General features: G+C 74.3%; 20 protein-coding genes. All 20 read right to left on the bottom strand.

All coding sequences use genetic code 11. The annotated features are described in order from the left end of the window. Nucleotides 1–16: 16 nt before the first annotated feature. Complete coding sequence (spoIVB, locus tag THESUDRAFT_RS10605; protein WP_423219090.1) at nt 17–1,702, bottom strand: SpoIVB peptidase; 1,686 nt, start codon at nt 1,700–1,702, stop codon at nt 17–19. Between the two features lie 706 nt (nt 1,703–2,408). Further along, nucleotides 2,409–4,139, bottom strand: a complete 1,731-nt coding sequence (gene recN / locus THESUDRAFT_RS10600) for a DNA repair protein RecN (RefSeq protein WP_006904788.1) — start codon at nt 4,137–4,139, stop codon at nt 2,409–2,411. Between the two features lie 45 nt (nt 4,140–4,184). Next, nucleotides 4,185–4,631, bottom strand: a complete 447-nt coding sequence (gene argR, locus THESUDRAFT_RS10595; RefSeq protein ID WP_006904787.1) for an arginine repressor — start codon at nt 4,629–4,631, stop codon at nt 4,185–4,187. After that, nucleotides 4,628–5,488: an NAD(+)/NADH kinase gene (locus THESUDRAFT_RS10590; protein WP_006904786.1), complete on the bottom strand. Its 861-nt coding sequence runs from the start codon at nt 5,486–5,488 to the stop codon at nt 4,628–4,630. The genes argR and THESUDRAFT_RS10590 overlap by 4 nt, the downstream gene beginning before the upstream one ends. Then, nucleotides 5,485–6,966 (bottom strand): M20 family metallopeptidase, encoded by a 1,482-nt coding sequence (locus tag THESUDRAFT_RS10585; RefSeq protein ID WP_242823401.1) that lies wholly within the window; start codon nt 6,964–6,966, stop codon nt 5,485–5,487. The genes THESUDRAFT_RS10590 and THESUDRAFT_RS10585 overlap by 4 nt, the downstream gene beginning before the upstream one ends. A gap of 61 nt (nt 6,967–7,027) precedes the next feature. Then, nucleotides 7,028–7,924: a dihydrodipicolinate synthase family protein gene (locus tag THESUDRAFT_RS10575; RefSeq protein ID WP_006904784.1), complete on the bottom strand. Its 897-nt coding sequence runs from the start codon at nt 7,922–7,924 to the stop codon at nt 7,028–7,030. Between the two features lie 237 nt (nt 7,925–8,161). Beyond that, a complete protein-coding gene (locus THESUDRAFT_RS10570) occupies nt 8,162–9,088 on the bottom strand; it encodes a TlyA family RNA methyltransferase (protein WP_006904783.1) in 927 nt (308 codons plus the stop codon). A 40-nt stretch (nt 9,089–9,128) separates the two neighbouring features. Further along, on the bottom strand, nt 9,129–11,036 hold the full coding sequence (gene dxs / locus THESUDRAFT_RS10565) for a 1-deoxy-D-xylulose-5-phosphate synthase (protein ID WP_006904782.1): 1,908 nt from the start codon (nt 11,034–11,036) through the stop codon (nt 9,129–9,131). Nucleotides 11,037–11,042: 6 nt separating this feature from the next. Then, nucleotides 11,043–11,711 carry a hypothetical protein gene (locus tag THESUDRAFT_RS10560; RefSeq protein WP_006904781.1) on the bottom strand — a complete coding sequence of 223 codons (669 nt, stop codon included), beginning with the start codon at nt 11,709–11,711 and terminating at the stop codon, nt 11,043–11,045. A gap of 1,089 nt (nt 11,712–12,800) precedes the next feature. Then, on the bottom strand, nt 12,801–13,787 hold the full coding sequence (locus THESUDRAFT_RS10555) for a polyprenyl synthetase family protein (protein WP_006904779.1): 987 nt from the start codon (nt 13,785–13,787) through the stop codon (nt 12,801–12,803). Further along, complete coding sequence (gene xseB, locus THESUDRAFT_RS15315) at nt 13,787–14,332, bottom strand: exodeoxyribonuclease VII small subunit (protein ID WP_006904778.1); 546 nt, start codon at nt 14,330–14,332, stop codon at nt 13,787–13,789. The genes THESUDRAFT_RS10555 and xseB overlap by 1 nt, the downstream gene beginning before the upstream one ends. Beyond that, nucleotides 14,332–15,777, bottom strand: a complete 1,446-nt coding sequence (gene xseA, locus THESUDRAFT_RS10545) for an exodeoxyribonuclease VII large subunit (protein WP_006904777.1) — start codon at nt 15,775–15,777, stop codon at nt 14,332–14,334. The genes xseB and xseA overlap by 1 nt, the downstream gene beginning before the upstream one ends. Beyond that, nucleotides 15,774–16,682, bottom strand: a complete 909-nt coding sequence (gene folD / locus THESUDRAFT_RS10540) for a bifunctional methylenetetrahydrofolate dehydrogenase/methenyltetrahydrofolate cyclohydrolase FolD (protein WP_006904776.1) — start codon at nt 16,680–16,682, stop codon at nt 15,774–15,776. The genes xseA and folD overlap by 4 nt, the downstream gene beginning before the upstream one ends. Then, nucleotides 16,679–17,335 (bottom strand): transcription antitermination factor NusB, encoded by a 657-nt coding sequence (gene nusB / locus THESUDRAFT_RS10535; protein WP_242823400.1) that lies wholly within the window; start codon nt 17,333–17,335, stop codon nt 16,679–16,681. The genes folD and nusB overlap by 4 nt, the downstream gene beginning before the upstream one ends. Before the next feature lie 51 nt (nt 17,336–17,386). Beyond that, nucleotides 17,387–17,614, bottom strand: coding sequence for a DUF2273 domain-containing protein (locus tag THESUDRAFT_RS10530; protein ID WP_006904774.1), 228 nt, complete (start codon nt 17,612–17,614; stop codon nt 17,387–17,389). 67 nt (nt 17,615–17,681) lie between these two features. Then, the gene (gene amaP, locus THESUDRAFT_RS10525) at nt 17,682–18,224 is read right to left on the bottom strand and encodes an alkaline shock response membrane anchor protein AmaP (RefSeq protein WP_006904773.1); all 543 of its coding nucleotides are present in this window, start codon (nt 18,222–18,224) and stop codon (nt 17,682–17,684) included. A 215-nt stretch (nt 18,225–18,439) separates the two neighbouring features. Next, entirely contained in the window at nt 18,440–18,847 is a 408-nt protein-coding gene (locus THESUDRAFT_RS10520) for an Asp23/Gls24 family envelope stress response protein (RefSeq protein ID WP_006904772.1), read from the bottom strand. A gap of 201 nt (nt 18,848–19,048) precedes the next feature. Beyond that, nucleotides 19,049–19,678: a SpoIIIAH-like family protein gene (locus tag THESUDRAFT_RS10515; protein ID WP_006904771.1), complete on the bottom strand. Its 630-nt coding sequence runs from the start codon at nt 19,676–19,678 to the stop codon at nt 19,049–19,051. Between the two features lie 13 nt (nt 19,679–19,691). Continuing rightward, complete coding sequence (locus tag THESUDRAFT_RS10510; protein ID WP_006904770.1) at nt 19,692–20,315, bottom strand: hypothetical protein; 624 nt, start codon at nt 20,313–20,315, stop codon at nt 19,692–19,694. Beyond that, on the bottom strand, nt 20,296–21,150 hold the full coding sequence (locus THESUDRAFT_RS10505; protein WP_006904769.1) for a stage III sporulation protein AF: 855 nt from the start codon (nt 21,148–21,150) through the stop codon (nt 20,296–20,298). The genes THESUDRAFT_RS10510 and THESUDRAFT_RS10505 overlap by 20 nt, the downstream gene beginning before the upstream one ends. Between the last annotated feature and the right edge of the window lie 2 nt (nt 21,151–21,152).

Raw genomic sequence — 21,152 nt, 5'->3', positions numbered from 1 at the left:
CCTCCGTCTGCCTCCTTCAGGATCCCCGGGGTCCTTCATCGTGTTTGTCAGCCGCCCTGGCAACTCCTGCCGGAATGACAACAAAACTTGTCGACGAAATCCGACATGACGCCGCGCCGGTTCGACTTAAAGCATGCGTTACGGATAACCTTCGCCGGGTCCCGGGAGTTTGTGGGGCCAGGGCCTGCTTCCCCCCAAGCCGGCGGCCCCGGCCCGGACGCCGGGTGGGGTGAAAAGCCGGGAAGCCGGGACCCCTTAGGGACCCCGGCCCCGGCGTGATCACCAGGCCGTTCCGTGCCGGTTCCTCCACCGCCATGGCCGCGGGCACCTCGCCCGCTGCCGGTCCCCAGCGCGCCCCCGCGGATACCGCCTGCGCGCCGTCCGGTGCCGGCAGGCCGCCCTGGGCGGTGGGGGCTGCAGCCGGCCCTGCCAGGCCGGCCGGCTCCAGCATTCGCTCCGCCAGCACCCCGTAGCCGCGGGTGGCATCGTTGACGAAGACATGGGTCACCGCCCCCACCAGGCGGCCATCCTGGAGAATGGGGCTGCCGCTCATGCCCTGGACGATGCCCCCCGTCCGGGCCAGCAGTTCGGGATCGGTCACCCGGATCACCAGGTCGCGGCCGTCCCCGGCGCCGGTGACCCGCTGGATCTCCACCTGGAAGGCCCGCGGCTCCTCCCCGTCCAGGACGGTCAAGATCTGGGCGGGCCCGGGATGGACCTCGCCGGCCGTGGCCACCGGGACCGGGTGGCGGACGGGTCCCGGGCGCGGTTCGGCCAGCAGCCGGCCGGCGATGCCGACGGGCGTGTTGCGGTCGATGGTTCCCAGGGCCGTGGCCCCGGGCGGCACCACGCCGATCTTCTCCCCTGGATCGCCCCGCCGTGACGGCTCGATGGCCGTGATCCGGGCGGGCAGGATCTGGCCGTCACCCACGGGCAGGGGAACCTGGGTTTCCGGGTCCGCCACCACGTGACCCAGGGCGGCGTAACGACCGGTGCCCGGATGGTAGAAAGTCAGGGTCCCCACCCCGGCCACCCGGTCGCGCACCCAGATGCCGATGGCAAAGCGTTGCTGGTCCCGGTTGTAAAGCGGCTCGATGCGGCGGGTAAGCACCTGGTCCCCGCGCCGCACCTCCACCTCCACCGGTTCGCCCTGCCGGCCCGCCCGGTCGATCAGCCGGACGGCTTCGGCATCGCTGTCCACCGGTTCGCCGTTGATGCGGGTGATCAGATCCCCCGGTTTCAGCCCGGCCTGCCGCGCCGGCTCCGCCGTGCCGCCACCGTCCAGGGGCACCGGCGCGTAGTCCACCACCAGCACGCCACGGGCCTGCACCATCACGCCCACCGCCTGGCCCCCCGGAACCACCTCGACCCGGGGTACCACCTCCACGGTGACGGGCCGCAGGGGCATCCACCCGAAGAGGCTCATCTCCAGGCGGGCCACGCCGGGCCGCTGGGCCGCCAGCGACAGGGGAAGGCGGGTGGTGCCGCCGGTTCCCCCGCCCACGTCCAGCACACCTGGCGGTTCGGCCCGCACCGAGATGGGGATGGGAAGGCCAGGCCCGAGCTTCTGCACCGAATCCGGCGTGAGCCGGACGTGACCGGGAATCGCCACCTGCCAGCGGGCCAGCAGTACCAGGAGGAACGCGGCCGCCGCCGCGCCCCACACCCCGGCCCTCCGGACTCGCGCTGGGCGCAAGGGCATCCCCTCCTTTTCTGGAGGGACCCCGTCCCCGCGCGCGGCCGGGTCGTGCCCCGTGGCCTCCTGCCGGGACCTTCGCTGCATCCTGCTACGCCCGGGGGAAAGAGCGGGCGACGCAGGAAACGGCCGGTTGTTCCGCTTGTCAAGGAACGGCCGGCGGCTGCAGCGCTCCCCAAGGAGCAGGACGCCGCCCAGGGGTAGTGTCGGGCGAAGGGCACGGGCGGATGTTACGGAAAGGTTGCAAGGGGTGGAAGCCGGCGCCCCGGGCTACCACCCCCAGGCCGGGCCGCCACCGCGGCCGGATCTGGGCGAGGGCCGGCGTGGGGCGGGGCGGCACGGGGGCGGCACGGCTCGCGGCACGACGCCCGGGAAGCCCTGGCCTCGACGTCCCGGCCGGTGCACAGGGCAGAACGTGCCCGGCACCCTGCGCGCAGGCCTTCGTTGGACGCGCGGGCGCGCCTTCGTTTCGCGCGCGGGCGCTCTGGGCGGCCCGCTTGGGGATCAAAGGGCTTGCGCCGGCGTGAAGGGGCGGGCGCGGCGGGGGCCGTGGCGGGGGAGCCGGAAGCCGGGTGGCCGGGCCGTCCGGGCCGGGCGCCTTGTCGGGCACCCCTGGGGCAGGCCCGGGCGCGGCGTTGAGGGCGCGGGTCCGCGCCGCGCGGGACCGTTCCCGCCGCGCAGGGTCGCGCCGCGCCGGACCCCGGCCGGCGGCTCATCCAGCCTGGCGAAGCTTCCGGGCGCGCTCCAGCAGCAGGCGCGCCGCCCCGGTTCCCTCCTGACCCGAACCCGTGCCCAGCATGCGGGCCAGCTCTTGCAGCCGCTCTTCTCCTGCAAGGGTGCGGATCGTGGTGCGGGTCCGCCCGCCGCGGGTCTCCTTGCGGACCGCCAGGTGCCGGTCGGCAAGGGCGGTGATGGGTGCCAGGTGGGTGACGCAGAGGACCTGGCGAGCCCGCGCCAGGGCCGCCAGGCGCTGGCCCACGGCCCACGCCGTCTCGCCGCCCACGCCGGTGTCGACCTCGTCGAAGATCACCGTAGGCACCTCTCCGGCTGTCACGTGCAGGCTGCGCAAGGCCAGCATCACCCGCGACCGCTCGCCGCCGGAAGCGGCGCGCGCCAGGGGCCTGGGCGGCTCGCCCGGGTTGGGCGCCAGCAAAAACTCCACCCGGTCGACGCCCCTTTCGGTCAGGCGGACCGTGCCGCCCTCCCAGGGGACACCAGCCGGGTCGGGGACCGTCTGGAAGGCGACCGACAAGCCGGCTCCCGGCATGCCCAGGGCGGCCAGGATGGGCCGCAGCTGGCGGCTCAGCCGGCCGGCCGCCTCCCGGCGCGCCTGGTGGAGCTGGCGCGCCAGGCCGGCCGCCTCGGCCAGGATCCGCTGCCGTTCCGCTTCCAGCATGGCCACCCGCTCGGCCGCGCCCTCCAGCTCGGCGATGCGCTCCGCCACCTGGCGCCGGTAGGCCAGGATCTCCTCGATGGAATCGCCGTACTTGCGCTTGAGGTCCTGAAGGCGGGCCAGGCGTTCCTCCACCTGGGCCAGAGCGTCGGGATCATACTCGACGGCCGCCGCCCTTGACCGGACGTCCCGGGCCGCCTCTTCCACCTCGTACTCCAGACCCCGCACCCGCTGGGCCAGGCCGGCCAGGGCGGGATCGATGGCGCTGGCTTCCTCCAGGGCCCGGGCTGCTTCGCCCAGCCGGTCGGCGGCGGAGGAGCCGGCGGCGTACAGGGCCTCGTAGGCCTCGCCCAGGTGGCGGGCCAGCCGCTCCGCCCCAGCCAGCAGCCGCCGGCGGGCCGCCAGCTCGTCCTCCTCGCCGGGCACCAGCTGGGCGGCGTCGATCTCGTCGCGCTGAAAGCGCAGCAGGTCGAGCTCGCGCTCCCGCTCCCGCGGGTCCGCGGCCAGGTGCCGCAGGCGGGCGGCCAGTTCCCGCAGCCGCGCGACCCTGTCGGCCAGCTGCGCGCGCAGGGCCGCCACTTCGCCGCCCGCCAGGGCATCCAGCCACTCCAGCTGCTGGTCGGGATCCAGCAGGGCCTGGTTGTCGCCCTGGCCGTGAACCTCCACCAGCAGCGCTCCCACCTGGCGCAGCAGGGCTGTGGTGACCGGCCGGCCGTTGATGCGCGCCGTGCTGCGCCCGGCCCGGCTGACCTCCCGCGTCAGGATCAGCCGGCCGTCCTCGTCGGGCTGCAGTCCCGCCTCCTCCAGGACCGCCGCCAGCCGGGGGCCCGGGGCCCGTCCGATGTGAAAGACGGCGTCCACCCGGCCGGATTCCGCACCCTCGCGGACCCGGTCGGGGCTGGCCCGGTCCCCCAGGGCGAGGCCCAGGGCGTCGATCAGGATGGACTTGCCCGCCCCCGTCTCGCCGGTCAAGAGGTTGAGGCCGGGACCGAATTCCACGTGGGCGGTATCGATCAACGCGATGTTCTCGATCACCAGCTCCGCCAGCACCCGGCTCCCTCCCGTCGACGCCCGGCGGCTCTCGGCGGCTCCGCCCTACCGGGCCAGCTCCCGGAACCGCTCGGCCACCGCCGGCGCCAGTTCCCGCGAGCGGACCACCACCAGCACCGTATTGTCTCCGGCCACCGTGCCCACGATCTCGGTCCAGCCCAGCTGGTCAATGGCCTCGCCCGCCGCGGCGGCGGTGCCGCGAAGGGTCTTCACCACCACCAGGTTCTCGCTGACGTCGATGTCCAGCAGCGACTCGCGGAAGAGCCGCCGCAGGCGCTCGCGCCCGCCGGGTGCCGCCTCCGGCAAAGCGTAACAGTAGCGGCCGTCGCCCGTGGGCGACTTGACCAGCCCCAGCTCCTTGATGTCGCGGGAGACGGTGGCCTGGGTAGCCGGGAATCCCCGCCGTTCCAGTTCCCGGACCAGTTCTTCCTGGGTTTCGATGGGCATGGTCTGGATGATCTCCAGGATCAGGCGCTGGCGCCTGGACTTCACCGGCGCCCCCCTCCTTCGGGCGTGGTAAAGAGCTTGGCCCGCAGGACCTCATAGAAAGGCCACGGGCTCCGCCGTACCAGTCGCAGGGTGCGGCGGCCCAGCCGGGCCACGAGCTGCTGCCCGGCGGCCAGCGGGCGGCTCTCCTGGCCGTCGGCCGTCACCAGCGCATCGCCTTCCACCAGTTCCACCGTCACCGCCCGTTGCGGGGCCACCAGAAACGGCCGCACCCCCAGGCTGAAGGAATTGAGGGGCACCACCACCAGGCATTCCAGGTCCGGCGGCACCGCCGGGCCGCCCGCCGCCAGCCCGTAGGCCGTCGACCCGGTGGCGGTCGCCAGCACCACGCCGTCACCGGCCATCTCCGCCGCCAGCTGGCCGTCCACCGTCAGGCGCAGGCGCAGGAGGCGCGCGGTGGCCCCGCTGCGCACCACCAGGTCGTTCACCGCCCAGAGGTCCTGGCCGCCCGCCGTCCCCTCCAGGAGGCGGCGCTCGTCCAGGACGAACCGGCCCTCCAGCACCGCGGGCAGCATGTCCCAGACCTCGGCGGGCGACACCTCGGCCAGAAAGCCCACCCGGCCCAGGTTGACGCCCAGCAGCGGCACCGCCGCCGGCACCACCCGCGCCGCCCGCAACAAGGTGCCGTCGCCTCCCAACGAGACGACCACGCCCGCCTCTGCCGGCCACCCCCGGGTTTCCCGCGGCCCGTCGACCCCCGCCGCCGGCAGATGCACCACCGCCACGCCGCGGCGGTCAAGCCAGGGGGCGAGCCGGGCAGCCATTTCCTGACCGGCCGGTTTCGTCGCGAACAGTCCCACCCAGCGCAGTGGCCCGCGAGATCCAGTATATTCCATCGTCATCGGGTCCCGTCCTGCCCTGAACCGGCGCCGGCGTCCAAGGGGCGCTCCCCCAGGTCCAGGATCAGGCCCGCCACCAGCGCCGCGCGCCGCGGCATCGCGTCCAGATCCACGTGCTCATCCGGGGAGTGGGCGCCGTCGCCCGTGGCACCGAGCCCGTCCAGAGTGGGTACGCCCAGGGCGGAAGTGAAGTTGCCGTCGCTGGCGCCGCCCACGGCGGTGCCTTCCACGTCCATCCCCAGCCGGTGCCCCACCGCTTGGGCCCGCCGGAACAGGGCCTGGTTGCCCGGCGTGAACTCCATGGGCGGCCGCTCGAAAGCGCCTAGCAACTGCACCCGCGCTCCCGGGAGAACCGCCTCCCACCGGCGGAAGAGATCCTCAATGCGCCGGGCTTCGTCCAGGGTGGCAACCCGCACGTCGACGGCCGCTTCGGCGCAGCCGGCCACCACGTTGGGGCGCAGGCCGCCGCGCACCACGCCCACGTTGACCGTGGTGCCCCGGCCCGGATCGGTCAAGGCGTGCAGGCGCAGGATCTGCCGGGCCAGTTCCTCCACGGCGCTGACGCCTCGGTCCGGATCGTTGCCTGCGTGAGCTTCCCGGCCCTCCACCACCAGCCGGAAATCGCCCACTCCCTTGCGGGCCGTCTTCAGCCGCCCCGCCGCGGCCGGCTCCAGCACCAGCACCGCCTGGTGCTGCCGGGCCAGTTCCTCGATCAGTGTCCGGGAGGTGCGGCTCCCCGTCTCCTCGTCGGAAGTGAGGAGGAAGGTCACGGGCGGGGGCTCCAAGGCCCCATCCGCACCTGCTGCCCCGCAGAGCGCCGCCAGCGCCTCCAGGGCGGCCAGGCCGATGACGATCCCGGCCTTCATGTCGAAGACACCGGGCCCGTAGCCCCGCCCGCCCTCCCGGCGGAAGGGCCGCCGCGCCGCTTCCCCCGGGGGCCATACGGTATCGTAGTGGGCCAGGAGCAGGACGCCCCTCCGGCGGTGGCTCCCCGGGCCGGGCGAACCGGCCGCCATGGCCGCCTCCCCTCCTGGCCCGGCGGCTCCGCGGGTCCCGGCGTCCGGGAAGAGCCGGGCCACCAGGTGGTCGCCGGCCTGTTCCTGGCGGATCCGCCGCACCCGGGCTCCCCTGCGGGTCAGTTCCTCCTGGAGCCGGCCGGCCAGCCGGTCCAGCAGGGGCTTATGGTCACTGGGGGAGTCGTGGTTCACCAGGTCCGCCAGCAGCTCCTCCATGGCCGGGCGCGCCTCCTCGGTGAGGCGAGCCAGGCGGGCTGCCAGCCGGGCCACGGCCGGAGCCGGCCCGGCGGCGCCGGCCCCGGGCTTGTACCGGCCCGGACCGGCCGCCGGCCCGGGGACAGACGCCGCACCGCCCCCGGCCCGCGGCGCCGGCCCGCCGGACGTGCGCCCGCTGCCGCCCTGCCCGTACCCGGCACCAGGCCCTTGCCCGGAGCCCCTTGCTCCACCCGCTGGTTCTCCGTTCACCTTGCCTGCCTCCACGCTTTCCTTGCCGGCGGCCAGCGTTCCGTCGCGCTGCCCCCCGGCCTCAGCATCCCAGAAGCCGCTGCTCCCGCAAGAGCAGGCGCAGCGGGTCCAGCTGGGGCTCATCGGGACGCACCAGCGGGCGGCGGGGATGGCCGCCCCGATAACCCAGCATGTCCAGCACCGCCTTCAGGGCACCCAATCCCATGCCGGCCACCATCTCGTCCACGGCCGCCACCCGGCGGTAGATCTCCGCCGCTTCGGCCCAGCGACCCGCCCGGGCGTGGTCGTACACCTCACAGCATTCATAGGGAGCCAGGTTGGCGGCCGCCAGGATGCCGCCGGCAGCCCCGGCGGCCAGGCCGGCCAGGAGGGCCGTGGTCGACCCCACGAACACCCGGAAGCGGGGCCCGCCCTCGCGCAGGAAGGCGATGGTCTGGGCGGGCTGGCCACTGCTGTCCTTGATGCCCGCGATGTTGGGATGGGCCGCCAGCTCGCCGACCACCGCCGGCGACAGGTTGACCCCGGTGTTCTGCGGGATGTGGTAGAGGATGACCGGCACCGGCGAGGCGTCGGCCACGGCGGCGAAGTAGTCGATCAAGGCCTCGGCCTGCATCCGGGCCTTGTAGTAGAACGGCGGCCAGACCAGCAGGGCTGCGGCCCCGGCGTCGGCTGCCCGTCGCGCCTGCTCGATGGCCACCCGGGTGGCGTGGCCGCCCACCCCCGCGATCACCGGCCGGCCATCGGCCCGCGCGGCCCGCACCACCGTCTCGATCACCTGGCCCCGCTCCTCGTCGCTCAGGTGGACGAACTCGCCCGTGGTACCCAGGGCCACGTAGCCCCGCAGGGGCGTCTGGCCGTAGAGCTGCACGTTGAACGCCAGCGCCTCCAGGTCCAGCGCCTCATCCTCCGCGAAGGGGGTCACCAGCGGAGCCCAGATGCCGTCAAGCTCCAGCGCCACCCTCCCCACCTCCTGCCCCTGGCGCTTGGGGCGGCTCCGGCGGCCCGCTGCCTCGCGGCGGCCGGGGACCGAGCCCCGGCGCCATCCCCGGAGGCCGTGGCCCGGCGGCCCCGGCGGCCGGGCGTGCGGGCGCCAGGCCGCGCCGTCGCGCATATGTCTTCCCTGTCGAGTCCTCCCGTCCCTGTCGGTCCGCCGGGTCCGCCCGTCCCTGTCGGCCCGCCGGTTCGCCGGGCGGGCTCACGGGGCCAGCTCGCCGATGCGCCGGCGGCGGGCTTCCCCGGCCAGCTCGGCACGTCCGGCCAGCGCCCTGACCAGCGCCGAGCCGGGCTCCCGGGGGACCGGGCCGGCGACCCTCACCCCCGCAGCGGCGGCCGGGCCGTCCGGGGGCACGACGGCTTGCGGCGCCGCATCACTGCCCGCGGGGGCCCGCCACAGGGCCAAAAACTCGCGGTTGCCGTCTGCTCCCAGGATGGGCGAGGCGGCAAGACCCAGCAGGGTGAACCCGAGCTGGTCGGCCGCCGCGGCAACCTCCGCCAGGACCCGCCGGTGGACCGCCGGGTCCCGGACGATCCCGCCCTTGCCCACGTCGCCGGGGCCTGCCTCGAACTGGGGCTTGACGAGGGCGATCACCCCGCCCCCCGGCACCAGAATGCCCCGGACGGCGGGCAGGATCAGGCGCAAGGAGATGAAGGACACGTCCGCGGTGACCAGGTCCACGAGCTCCGGCAGGGCGCCGGGCGACAGGTAGCGGGCATTGACCCGCTCCATCACCACCACGCGGGGATCCTGGCGCAACCGCCAGGCCAGCTGGCCGTACCCCACGTCGATGGCGTAGACCCGGCGGGCGCCATGCTGGAGCAAGCAATCGGTGAACCCCCCGGTCGAGGCGCCGATGTCGGCGGCCACCACCCCTGCCACCGCCGCCTCCAGGTCGAAGGCGCGCAGGGCATGCTCCAGCTTGAGCCCGCCCCGGCTGACGTAGGGGATGGGATCGCCCGCCACCTCGATCCGGGCATCGGGCGACACCGCCGCCCCCGCCTTGTCCACCACCTGGCCCTCGACCCGCACGCGCCCGGCCAGGATGGCGGCCCGAGCCCGGTTCCGGGTCGGAAAGTAACCGCGTTCCACCAGGAGCTGATCGAGCCGTATCCCTCGCGGGCTCACCCCGGCCGGCCTCCCCTGGCGCGGTGGTCCCGGCCCGCGGTCATCCGCCGGCCCGGCGCCGCCTGGGGGCGGCGGCGCCCACCAGCTCCCGGGCGGCCCTGGCAATGCCCTCTGGCGTAAGGCCGAAGAGGGTGCGGAAGTGCGCCGGGTCGCCGTGTTCGACCACCCGGTCCGGCACGCCCAGGCACCGGATGCGTGCATCCAGGCCGTGCCGGGCCGCCATCTCCAGGACGGCGCTGCCGAACCCGCCGGCCAGCACGTGCTCCTCGATGGTGACGGCGCAGCGGGTCGTGGCCAGCAGGTCGCAGAGCAACGCCTCGTCCAGGGGCTTGGCAAACCGCGCGTTGACCACCGCTGCCTGGATTCCCTCCTGGGCCAGCTGGCCGGCGGCCTTCAGGGCGGCATGGGCCAGGGGTCCATAGGCGATGAGGGCCACGTCCCGGCCGGAGCGCAGCAGTTCCGCCCGACCGATGGGAAGAACCCGCGGCTCCTCCAGCGGGACGCCCACCCCGCTGCCCCGTGGCCAGCGGATCGCCACCGGACCGGCCTCGTAGGCCACGGCGGTCTTGAGCATGTGCTGCAGCTCGTTCTCGTCCCGGGGCGCCATGAGCACGAACCCGGGCAGCGGGCGCAGGTAGGCGATGTCGTAAAGCCCCTGGTGGGTCTCGCCGTCGGCGCCCACGATGCCCGCCCGGTCGATGGCGAAGATCACCGGCAGGCGCTGCAGCCCCACGTCATGGACCACCTGGTCGAAGGCCCGCTGCAAGAAGGTGGAGTAGATGGCCACCACCGGCCGGAGCCCGCCCAGGGCAAGCCCGGCCGCAAAGGTCACCGCGTGCTGCTCGGCGATGCCCACGTCAAAGGCACGTTCCGGAAAGGCCCGGGCAAAGGTGGCGACCCCCGTCCCGTCGGGCATGGCGGCGGTGATGGCCACCAGGCGCGGCTCGTTCCGGGCCAGTTCCACCAGGGTCCGGGCGAAGACGCTGGTGTACGAGGGCGGCTCGCCCGGCCGGGCCGGCTCCATCTTGCCGGTGGCGGGGTTGAAGGGCCTCGGCCCGTGCCACGTCCACGGATCGCCCTCCGCCGGCGCGTAGCCCTTGCCCTTCTGGGTGATGACGTGGACCAGGACGGGCCCCCGCATGGACCGCGTGCTTTCCAGGACCCGGATGAGATCCCGCAGCCGGTAGCCGTCCACCGGGCCGATGTAGCGGAAGCCCAGCGCCTCGAAGAGCATGCCGGGTACCACCAGGTACTTGAGGCTGTCCTTGAAGCGCTGGAGCCAGCGCACCGCCTGGCTGCCGACCCGGGGCAGTTGCTCCAGCACCCGTTCCAGTTCCGCGCGCATGCGCTCGTAGGCGGGATCGGTGCGAATCTGGGTGAGGTAGCGGGCCAGGCCTCCCACGTTGGGGGCGATGGACATGGAGTTGTCGTTGAGGACGATGAGCAGGTCGGTGCCCAGGTGCCCGGCATGGTTCAGCGCCTCGAAGGCCATGCCGGCGGTCAGCGCGCCGTCGCCGATGACCGCCACCACGTGATGCTTCTCCCCGCGCAGGTCCCGGGCCCGGGCCAGGCCCACGGCGTGGGAGATGGAGGTGCCCGCATGGCCTGCCTCGACGATGTCGTGGGGGCTCTCGTCCCGTTTCAGGAAGCCGCTGAGACCGCCGGTCTGGCGCAGGGTGGCAAACCGGTGGAACCGGCCGGTCACCAGCTTGTGGGGATAGGCCTGGTGGCCGGTGTCCCAGATGATCCGGTCCTTCGGGCTGTCGAAGACCCGGTGCAGGGCCAGGGTGAGCTCCACCACGCCCAGGCTGGCCCCCAGATGGCCGCCCTGCCGGGCCACGGTGTCGATGATGACCCGCCGGATCTCCGCCGCCAGTTGCGTGAGCTGGGCCTCATCCATCGCCTTGAGGTCCTGCGGCCCTTGCAGCCGCGGGAGGATCTCGGCCAGCGTGGCTCACCCCTTCTCCTGCGCGGTGGCCAGCGACCGGCCACCCTTTCGCTTCCTCCGCGGCCCGGCCGCTTCCCGCGCCCGCCGGCGCGTGCGGCGGGGGGCCGGATACAACCGGATCCCGGCCAGCCGCTCGATGCCCTCCAGCAGGGTTCCCAGGGTCAGCAGGATCCGCTGGTGCTCGCGCAGGGCAAAGCCCTTGCCGGCCGCCTTGCTTCCCACCATGATCCCTGCCACCAGAGCCAGCACCAGCGGCCCCACCACCAGGTGCGTCCCCAGGCCGTCCAGCCACTGGCCCAGCCGCAGCGCCACCGCGGCACCGGCGGCACCCGACAGGGTCCCCGCCACGTCGCCCACCACGTCGTTGGCAAAGGCCGCGACCCGGTCGGCGTGCCGCACCAGACCCAGCGCCGCCCGGGCACCCGGCCTGCGCTTGGCCGCCATGGCGTGGAAGGGGGCCTCGCCTGCGGCGGTGGCCGCCACGCCGATGATATCGAACACCACGCCCAGGGCGACAATCACCACCACGATGAGGACGGCCAGCGGCAGGTTGAGGGCCCGAACCGCCGACTCCGACAAGGGTGAGGTCACGAGGGCGATCACAAAGGTGAGCAGACCGAGCCCCACGCCCCGCTTCCATCCCGGGGTGTAGCGTGAGGCCTGACCGCGCGCCAACCGGCCATCCCTCCATCAACCCGTTCCCGTCCGGCCCGCACCGGAAGCGCCGGAAGCGGCGCGAAGCGACGCTCCCATGGAGCACATAGAGGAGCACATAGAAACAAACGGCCCAGGCGGATCGCATCCACTGGGCCAGAAAGGCTGCGCTGGCCACGAGGCCAAAAGCACTGCGGGTGGCAGCACGCTGAGTAAACGTTGCGGCTTGAGGTCTAGCAGGTTTTCCCACTGGCCGACCGGGCCGTCGCCGGCCCGGCGGTTTCCCTTTGCGCGGCCAGCCTGCCGCGTCGCCGCCGGCAGGGCTAGATTGCCACTTAGCGCGCACTGTAATCCCCAGCGTGCCTTCCCGTGCGGGAAACAGCCTAGGGGTTTTCCCCGGCGGCTCCCCGGTGCTTCCTAGCCCGTTTAGCAGGCCGGGTTTCAGAGCAAGCCTCCCGGCCCGGGGGCCCTCCGGAACCGGAGGCCGTCCTGCTTCCTCCACCCGGCCCACGCAGGGCGGGCTACGCTGCACACGGTCATCCCGCATGCAGGTTCATACCCCATGCCGTAGCGGCGCGTGCAAGTCGAACCGGCCACGGCCATGGGCCTCCGCGGGGTCAGGGTCAACGCCTGCATGCCATTGCAGATCGCCCCGGCCCCTTAACTCCCAGCAGCGACCCCCGACTGGGCGTCGGCAGCCGCCACCAGGAACTTCATCGATGTGCCCGTATGGCGGATTTTTAGGCCCGCCTTCAGAAGCACGGGTGCCGACTAGGATACTGCGCCACCCGCAGACAAAAGTTGTCAAAGATGAATCCTGCAAAACCTGGTCGTGCCGGCCTGTTTTGCAGTGCAAGGCCTGTTCAAAGCCTATTGTATCGCAATCACCGCCGACGGCCACCGGTCCCGTCCGGGGGCGATGCCCCGCGCCGCGCCCGATCACGCCGCGCCGCGCCGCAGGTCGCTTACGATATCATGGCCGCGCCGCCGCCGCAAGGACCTTTCGCCGCCGGCGACACCATTCCCTTCCAGGTGCGGCGGTCCGTGCTTCCCCGGTGCGGCGGCCGCGCCGCACCGGGGACCTCGCAGTGTCCACGCCGGCGCCTGCCGTCAGCGCCGGCGCTCCAGCAGGTCCCGGGCCAGCCAGGCCAGCAGGCCGGCGCGGTCGCCCAGGGGCTCGAGGCTGGCCACGGCGCGCTCCGTCGCCGCCGCCGCCAGCCGCCGGGCCGCCTCCAGACCCACCAGGCCGGGCACCGTGACCTTGCCCTGGCGCGCGTCGCTTCCCACGGGCTTGCCCAGCTCCGCCTCGTCGCCGGTGACGTCCAGGATGTCGTCCACGATCTGGAAGGCTTCGCCGAAGGCGGTGGCGAACGCGGTCAGGGCCTCCAGTTCCGTAGCCGTTGCGCCGGCCAGGCGGGCGCCCATGCGCACGCAGGCACGGAACAGGGCGCCCGTCTTCCGGCGGTGGATGGACTGCAGTCCCGCGAGATCCAGGCCCGCCGCCGTGGTAGCGGCCAGGTCGTCCACCTGGCCGCCGATCAGCCCGGCCGTCCCTGCCGCCACGGCCAGTTCCTCCACCACCGCCAGGGCGACCGCCGGATCGGCGCCCCAGCGGGGCAAGCCGGCCAGCACCTCGAAGGCCAGGGTCAGCAGGGCGTCCCCCGCCAGGATGGCCATGGCCTCGCCGAAGACCACATGGTTGGCCGGCTGGCCCCGGCGCATGTCGTCATCGTCCATGGCCGGCAGGTCATCGTGGATCAGCGAGTAGGTGTGGACCAGCTCCACGGCGGCCGCCGCCCGTTCCACCGCCGGGGTGACGACCTGGGGACCGCCCACGCAGCGCGCGGCGGCCATCAGCAGGACGGGGCGCAGGGCCTTGCCGCCCGCCAGCGTGCTGTAGCGCATGGCCTCGTGGATGCGCGACGGCGGCGCGGTGACCGGGGGGAGCACCTGGTCCAGGGCACGGCGCGCGCGCAGCACCAGCTGGTCCACTTCCCGGCGCCAGGACGCCGCGCCCGGCAGCGCGCCAGCCGGCTCCCGGGCGGCGCTCTGCACGGGCGGTAGAGCTGCGCGGCGTTCTTCATGTCCTTCCGCCATCAGTGGCCCTCGCCTTCTGCGGCTGCCGGCTCCAGCTCCGGGGCCTCGCGGGTCACGACGGTCCCCGCCGCGTCTTCCAGCAGCCACTGGATCTTGCGTTCCATGGCATCGAGGAGCTGGTTGCACCGGCGAACCAGGCCGATGCCCCGCTGGAACAGCGCCAGCGCCCGGTCCAGGGGCTCGTCGCCGGACTCGAGCCGCGTCACGATCGCCTCGAGCTCGGCCAGCATTTCTTCAAACGAGGCTTCACCAGGGGAGGCCCCGCCGTCCGGGGCCGCGGAGGCCCCGGCTCCCTGGTCCCCGGGCCTGCCGGCGGGCTCGACCGTCCGGGTTCCGGCCCGTGCCGCCGCCGAGGGCCCGCCGGCCCCCGCAGCCGGCGGGTTCCCCACCGCCGGCGGGTCCCCTGCGGGCGCACCGGCCGGCGCCTCCGTCGAACCCGGGGACACCGCGTCGCCCGCCAGAATCACCGGTTCCGGGCCGGACGCCGGCCCGGCCTGCTGCGAGCCGCGATCCCGGCTTTCGTTGATGTTCCTCCGACGAGGCATCACCGTTCCTCCTCGCCCCCATCACCGCCGGGCAAAGGGGTCCCTTCACCGGGCCAGCTGGCCAGCACCTGGGCATCCAGCCGGCCCCGGGCCAGGAGCACTTCCACCCGGTCGCCGGGCCGTACCTGCCCCGCCCGGGTGACCACGCGCCCGTCCCGGGTCCGGGTGATGCTGTAGCCCCGGCCCAGGACCGACAGCGGGCTCAGCGCTTCCAGCCGGCCCGTGGCGCTCGCCAGGCGCTGGCGCCCCCCGGCCACCCGCCAGCCGGCGGCCCGGGCCAGATCCTGCCGGAGCCGCTCCAGGCGCTGGCGCCACGCGGCCACCTGCTGGGCCGGGTGGCGCAGGCCGGGACGGCCGGCCAGTTCCTCCAGGCGCCGGCGAGCCCGCTCCAGCCGGCGCCGGACGCCGCCCTCCAGGCGGCCCGAGAGCTCGGCCAGCCGCCGCTCCATGGGCGCCAGCTCGGGCGCCACCACCTCCGCGGCCGCCGAGGGCGTGGGCGCCCGCACGTCCGCCGCCAGATCGCACAGGGTGACGTCGACCTCGTGGCCCACGGCGGAAACGACGGGAATCCGGCTGGCGGCAACGGCCCGGACCACCTCTTCCTCGTTGAAGGCCCACAGGTCTTCCCGGGCGCCGCCTCCCCGCCCGACGATCAGCACGTCGGCCCGGCCCCAGCGGTTGAAGCGCCGGATCGCCTCGGCGATGGCCTGGGCCGCGCCTTCCCCCTGTACGGGCACGGGAGCCACCACCACCTGGAGGCGGGGATTCCGCCGGAGGGCCACCTTCAGGATGTCCCGCAGGGCGGCGCCGTCGGCCGAGGTGATGACGCCGATGCACCGCGGCCAGGCCGGCAGGGGCCGCTTGCGGGCGGGGTCGAACAGCCCCTCCCGGGCCAGCCGCTGCCGGCGCTGCTCCAGGGCCAGGTACAGGGCGCCCAGACCGGCCGGTTCCAGCGTCTCCACGTAGAGCTGGTAGGTGCCGGCGGGCTCGTACACCCCCACCCGGCCCAGGGCCAGCACCTCCATCCCGTCCTCGGGCGTGAAGCCCAGGTGCCGGGCGGCACTGCGGAACATGACACAGCGCAGGGTGGCCCCTTCATCCTGCAGGGAGAAGTACAGGTGCCCCGAGGAGTGGCGCTTGCAGCTGCTTAGCTCGCCCCGCACCCAGACCTGCCGCAGCCGGGCGTCGGACTCCAACCGCAGGCGGATGCGGGCCGTGAGCTCCGATACCGTCAGGACCCCGGCCGGTACCCCGCCTGAAACCAGGGCGCCTCCCGGCCAGGGCGCCGGCGGGTCTGCAGGCCGGACGCCCCCCGGGACACCGGCATCCGGCTCCCACACCGGCCAGCCCGCTCCCCCGGAGGCCAGGGGCCGGGCTGCGGCAGCCGGTTCGCTCCCCGGAGCCGGGCGGCGCCAGGCCAGGGGCCGGGGTTCAGGGCTCCTCATGACCAGGCCTCCCCCAGCCGGCCCCAAGCGGCCAGGCTGTCGGGCGGGCGCCCTTCCGCCCGCGCCCGGGCAGCCTCCACCGTGTTCGCCAGCAACATGGCCACCGTCATGGGCCCGACGCCGCCGGGTACCGGGGTGACGCCCGCCGCCACCCGGGCCACCTCCGCGGTGCGCACGTCGCCGGTCACCCGGCCGTCGACCCGGTTGATCCCCACATCGATCACCGCCGCCCCCGGCCGCACGTGCCCGGCCCCGATCAGTCCGGGCCGGCCCACCGCCACCACCAGGATGTCCGCCGCCCGCGTGGCCTCTTCCAGCTGGGGCGTGCGCGAGTGGCAGATGGTGACCGTGGCGTCTTCCATCAAAAGCAGGCCCGCCAGGGGGCGGCCCACGATGGGGCTGCGGCCGGCGATGACCGCCCGCCGGCCGCGGGGAGAGATCCCGTAGGCGCGGAGGAGCAGCAGGATGCCCAGGGGGGTACAGGGCACCAGCCGGGGCCGGCCCCGCCAGAGGGCGCCGGTGTTCACCGGGTGGAACCCGTCCACGTCCCGGCCGGGATCGATCTCCGCCAGCACGGCCTCGTAATCGATCCCGGCGGGCACGGGCCACTGAACCAGGATGCCGTCGATGTCCGGGCGCCCGTTGAGCCACCGGACCAGGTCCACCAGCTGGGCTTGCGGCGTTCCCGCGGGCAGGTGGTGAACCTCGGAGTAAAGTCCCGCCTCCCGGCAGGCCCGGGCCTTGTTGGCCACATACAGCCGGGAGGCCGGGTCATCCCCCACCAGGATGGCGGCCAGCCCCGGCGGGCGGCCGGCCTGCCTGCGGAAAGCAGCGGCGCGGGCGGCCACCTCCGCCCGCACCCTCGCCGCGACAGGCCGGCCGTCCCAAAGATGTCCCGCCGTCAACCCCCGGTTCCCTCCCCCGGTTGCCGGATTAAACCGCCCAGCTGGCCCGAGCCCGGCACGGTACCTGGGGCCGGGGCGGGGCGTGCGCCGGCGGTCATCGGGGCAGAAGGTGCCGCCCCGCTCCCGCCCTCACCGGCGGGCGCCCCGCCTGCCGACTCACCCTGTCCCGCGGCGGCCGGCGCTGCGGGCCGGCCCTCACCCGCCAGTCCCCGGTCCCGGGCCAGCTGGCCCAGGATCCCGTTGATGAAGCGGGCGGCGTCCTCGCTGCTGTACCGCTTCGCCAGTTCCACCGCTTCGTTGATGGCGACCGGCGGCGGGACGTCGGGACGGCCGGCATAGAGCAGCTCGTAGATCCCCAGACGCAGGATGTTCCGATCGACCCGGGCCAGGCGCTCCAGGTCCCAGTCGCGGGCGTAGCGGGCGATGAGCCCGTCGATATCCAGCCGGTGGCGGGTGACACCGCCGGCCAGGTCCGCGGCAAAGGCCAGGACCTCCTCCCCCGGGTTGTACTCGCCGGCCGCCCATTGCAGGCCGGCCTCCAGGGGGTGGCCCGCCGCCTCCCACTGGAACAGCACCTGCAGGGCGATTTCACGCCCTCTCCGCCGGGGCCCGCCGGCCGGTCCACCGCTTCCCGCCGCCAAAGATGCCCTCACCTCCCGGCGGCCCCCCGCCCCGGCCCATTCCGGGACCGGAGGAACCGCCTTTCAAGCCCGCTTGCTCCACCGGTTCCAGAGCCGCTCCCAGGCCTCGGGCCATTCCCAGTCGCCCTCGTCGATGCGGCTGCCCACCTGGAGGCCCAGCCAGGCCAGGGCCAAGCCGAGCAGGGTCCATCCGAGGCCGATCCACTTGACCAGCAGGGCGACGAGGAAGCCCGCTGCCGCCCCGGCCATCTTGCCGGCATGGCGCTGCCAGAACCCCCGGTCGTCCTCCACATCCCCACCGCCTTCCGGCCCGCCGGGTCCCCTCAACGCCGGCAAGGCGCCACCCGGAGCGCCGGCTTCACTCGGCCCGGCGGCGCCGTTCTGCAGCGATCCGCTCGACCACCACGCGGACCTCCGCGACCCGGGCACCCACGATGGTCTCCACCGCCTCCCGCAGCCGCGCCTGAAGCTGCGGTGCCACATCGGGAATGGGATGATCCGGCAGGACCTCCGCCCGGACCCGGAGCCGGATGCCATCCCGTCCGGCCTGGACCCGCGGTCGGATGTCCCGCACCCCGGGGACCTGCAGCCCGGTGCGGCGGGCCAGCTCCTCCACCGCCGCCAGGGCGGTGCGGATCTCCCCCAGCTCCGTAGCCGCCGACACCGCGTCCCGGCGGCGGGGCCGCAAGGCGTGGTAGGTCACATGCAGCCCGCTGAGGACGAACGCCAAGCCCACGATAGCGACCAGCCACCCGCCGGGTGCGGGCGGTCCGGGCAACCAGGCGGGCGGCAGGGTGCCCGGAGGCAGCCAGCCCGCCAGGCCAGCCGCCAGCAAGACCCCGCCCACGCCTGCCAGGAGCAGGGAGTTCACTACCGCCAGTGCTGCGTTCCACGGGGCCATCGGCTGCCCCCCTCCGGGTGTGGGACCCCGCCGTCCCGGCAGGGCACGGCCGAACGGGCCGCAGGGCCTGTCCACCGCTGCCGCGGCGGGGAAGACCCGGAACCGGGAGGTCACGGGGTTCATCCCAGCCCCAGGGGCTTGGGGGCCGGTCCGGGATCCTGCCCCTGCCGGCGCCGGCCGGGGGCCGCAGCCGCAGGCCCCCGGCCTGGCAGGCCCTACCTGGCCCGGGCCTCCTGCTCCCGCTGGGCCTCCGGAAAGGCCACACCCTGAATATGAATGTTGACGCCGCGCACCCGCAGCCCGGTCATGGTTTCGACGGCCCGCTTGACGTTATCCTGCACCCGCTCGGCCACCTGCGGGATGCGCACCCCGTAGTGGACGATCATGAACAGGTCGATGGTGCACTCCCGCTCGCCCACCTCGACCTTGACGCCCTTGCCGAGGTTCTTCCAACCCAGCATCTCCGACAGGCCGCCCACCAGGCCGCCGCTGGCCATCCCCGCGACGCCGTCGATCTCCATGGCGGCGATCCCGGCGATGACGCTGACCACCTCGCTGGCGATGCGAACGTGGCCTCCCTCATCCTCGCCCGGAAGGGGAAGAAATTCGCCCTGCTCCTCCATCCGCGCCACCTCCCGCGCCCCGGGGGCCGGCTCCCGGAACCGCCGCAGCGCTGTCATTATACAGCGGCCGCGGCAACCGCGGCCAGCCGCGGTTGCCGCGGCCGCGCACGCCCGGGGCGGCGGCCCCGGGGCGGGGCGCCGCCCCGCCAGCGCCGGGTCCGGCCCGGAAGGGCGGCCCGCGCGGCAGCATGCCGGCCCTTCTCAGCTGTTCCGCGTGACGATGCGGATGCCCTCATACCCGATGCCCGTGACCTGGCGGACGATGTCGGCGATGCGGGCGGCGTCCGCCTGGGCGAACCGGTCGGCCTTGACCACCACGATGGCGGCCTGGTCGTAGACGAATACCACCGCGTCCTCATAGCCCTTGCTCTTGATCAGCTGCTCGATCTGCTGCTCGACCCCCTGGCGCTGGGTGAGCTGCACCAGGGCCTGCTGGGCCTGCTCGCGGGCGCTGGCGCTGGCGTTGGGGTCGCCGGCGATGGCCTGCAGCTGCTCGATCTGCCGGTCATAGATCGCCGTGCGCTGGACCCGCAGCTCAGCGAAGCTGCCCGCCTCCACGTCGGGCACGGCACCGGCCTGGCTCCCGGTGGCCCCCGCACCCGCCTCGCCGCCCGGCAACCCGGTGGAACCGGGTTCACCGGAGGGGCCGCCGCTCAGATCCGCGGTCCCCGTACCCTGCTGATCCCAGCTGGCCACACCCGAGCTGCCGTCGTACAGGGCGCTCTGGTGGTTGAAGTCGTCCCACTTGGCGGCGATGTAGGCAAAGACCACTGCCACCACCACCAGGAAGACGAGAAACCGTGCCGGCGATGCCGCCTGAGCCTTGGTCATGCCCGTTCCCTCCTCATAGGCTGGGTTGCCCTGCCAGCACCATCACCCGGTGCAGGGGCAGGTGCAGATACGTCGCCACCGCCTGGGTCAGGGCGGCGCGGACATCGGGGTCGGCGGCGCCTTCGGCGACCACCAGGACCCCTGCGATCTCCACCGCGTCCACCTCGCTGATCAGTGCCCTTTCGTCCCCCCCTCCTCTCAAGAGCTGGCGCTCGTCGCGCTGCTCGGTGGTCGTCCGGCGGCCCCCGCCGGAATCCTGTTCCTCGATCCGGCGTTCGGTGGCCACCTGGTTGGCCGCATATTCGTAGCGAGGTCCCCGGGCCAGGTGCACCTCCACCTGGACCCGGCCCGCCCCCTGGACGCCGGAGAGGATCGCCTCCAGCCGCGCCGCCAGATCCGCGGCCATGGGCTGAAGCGGGTCCGTCGTCGCAGCGGGGGCGGAAGCGGTCCCGGTCCCAGCCGGTGCCACCGCCGGCGCCGGGCCCGCACCCCCCTGGCGCCACTGGCCTGCCACCAGAAGGCCCACGCCCACCATCAGGGCGGCGGCGAGCAGCAGTTGCTGTCGCCGGCGGGGATCCCGCCAGTCCAGGGCCAGCGCCAGGGCGGGGCGCCGGCCGTCACCCTGGGCCACCGCCATCACCTCCCTCCACGGCTTCCACCCACACCACCCCCACGGCCGCCGGATCCAGGCCGAGGCGTGAGGCCAGGGCCTGCTGGAGGCGCTGGGCCAGCGCCCGGCGCTCCGCTGCGGGGAGCGGCCCGCCGCCGGACGCGAGGTCAGGACCCGCCGGCAGCCCTCCCCGACCCTGCGGCGCGCCGCCCGGGGCAGGCGGCCCGCTGCTCCCTGACGGAACCACCGGCGGGATGCGGACGGGTTCCACCGGGCGGACGGCGCTACCCGGCCCGGGAGGACCCTGGTCCGGTGCGGAATCGCCGGGGGCGGCCGGGCCGCTGGACGGGTCCGGGGAAGCACCGGGCGGGAAGCCCCCCGGCGCGGGCGCCGGCCGGCGGGCGGGCAGGTGGACGGTCAGGCCGGTCACCGCTCCCCAGCGGGGCGAACCGGGGTCGGTGACCAGGTCCAGGTCGATGGCCAGGGGCTCCGTGCCCACCACCGCCCGGACCTCATCCCGGATCAGCGCCACCAGCCGCTGCCGGTGCAGGTCCAGGGCCAGGCTGCGGGTCCGGTCCCGGGCCGCCTGGAGGTCTTGGGGACCCACGGTCCCCGCCGGGCCGCCTGCCCGGCCCGGCCCGGCGCTCATGCCCTCTAAGACCTGTTGCCACGCCGGCACCAGGGTCGCCGGCTCGCTGCCCAGCCAGGCCAGCACCGGACGCACGATGGCCAGCAGCACCAGCAGCCCCAGCACCACCTGGACGTACCGGCGCAGGGCCCCGGTGGGCAGCGCCAGCTCCACCACCCCGGTGAGGACGAGGACCATGACCACCTGGCGAACCCAGTCGCTGAGCGCCCCCATGC

Source organism: Thermaerobacter subterraneus DSM 13965, from assembly GCF_000183545.2.
Taxonomy (GTDB): Bacteria; Bacillota; Sulfobacillia; order Thermaerobacterales; family Thermaerobacteraceae; genus Thermaerobacter; species Thermaerobacter subterraneus.
This window is presented reverse-complemented; position numbering and strand designations above follow the sequence as displayed.

Bases quoted from the DNA above. Each gene is read 5' to 3' on its own strand.
- THESUDRAFT_RS10520 (WP_006904772.1), bottom strand. From the start codon at position 18,847: ATGGAGGAGCAGGGCGAATTTCTTCCCCTTCCGGGCGAGGATGAGGGA.
- xseA (WP_006904777.1), bottom strand. From the start codon at position 15,777: ATGAGGAGCCCTGAACCCCGGCCCCTGGCCTGGCGCCGCCCGGCTCCG.
- THESUDRAFT_RS10515 (WP_006904771.1), bottom strand. From the start codon at position 19,678: ATGACCAAGGCTCAGGCGGCATCGCCGGCACGGTTTCTCGTCTTCCTG.
- THESUDRAFT_RS10555 (WP_006904779.1), bottom strand. From the start codon at position 13,787: ATGGCGGAAGGACATGAAGAACGCCGCGCAGCTCTACCGCCCGTGCAG.
- THESUDRAFT_RS10505 (WP_006904769.1), bottom strand. From the start codon at position 21,150: ATGGGGGCGCTCAGCGACTGGGTTCGCCAGGTGGTCATGGTCCTCGTC.
- amaP (WP_006904773.1), bottom strand. From the start codon at position 18,224: ATGGCCCCGTGGAACGCAGCACTGGCGGTAGTGAACTCCCTGCTCCTG.
- spoIVB (WP_423219090.1), bottom strand. From the start codon at position 1,702: ATGCCCTTGCGCCCAGCGCGAGTCCGGAGGGCCGGGGTGTGGGGCGCG.
- THESUDRAFT_RS10510 (WP_006904770.1), bottom strand. From the start codon at position 20,315: ATGGCGGTGGCCCAGGGTGACGGCCGGCGCCCCGCCCTGGCGCTGGCC.
- xseB (WP_006904778.1), bottom strand. From the start codon at position 14,332: ATGCCTCGTCGGAGGAACATCAACGAAAGCCGGGATCGCGGCTCGCAG.
- THESUDRAFT_RS10590 (WP_006904786.1), bottom strand. From the start codon at position 5,488: ATGACGATGGAATATACTGGATCTCGCGGGCCACTGCGCTGGGTGGGA.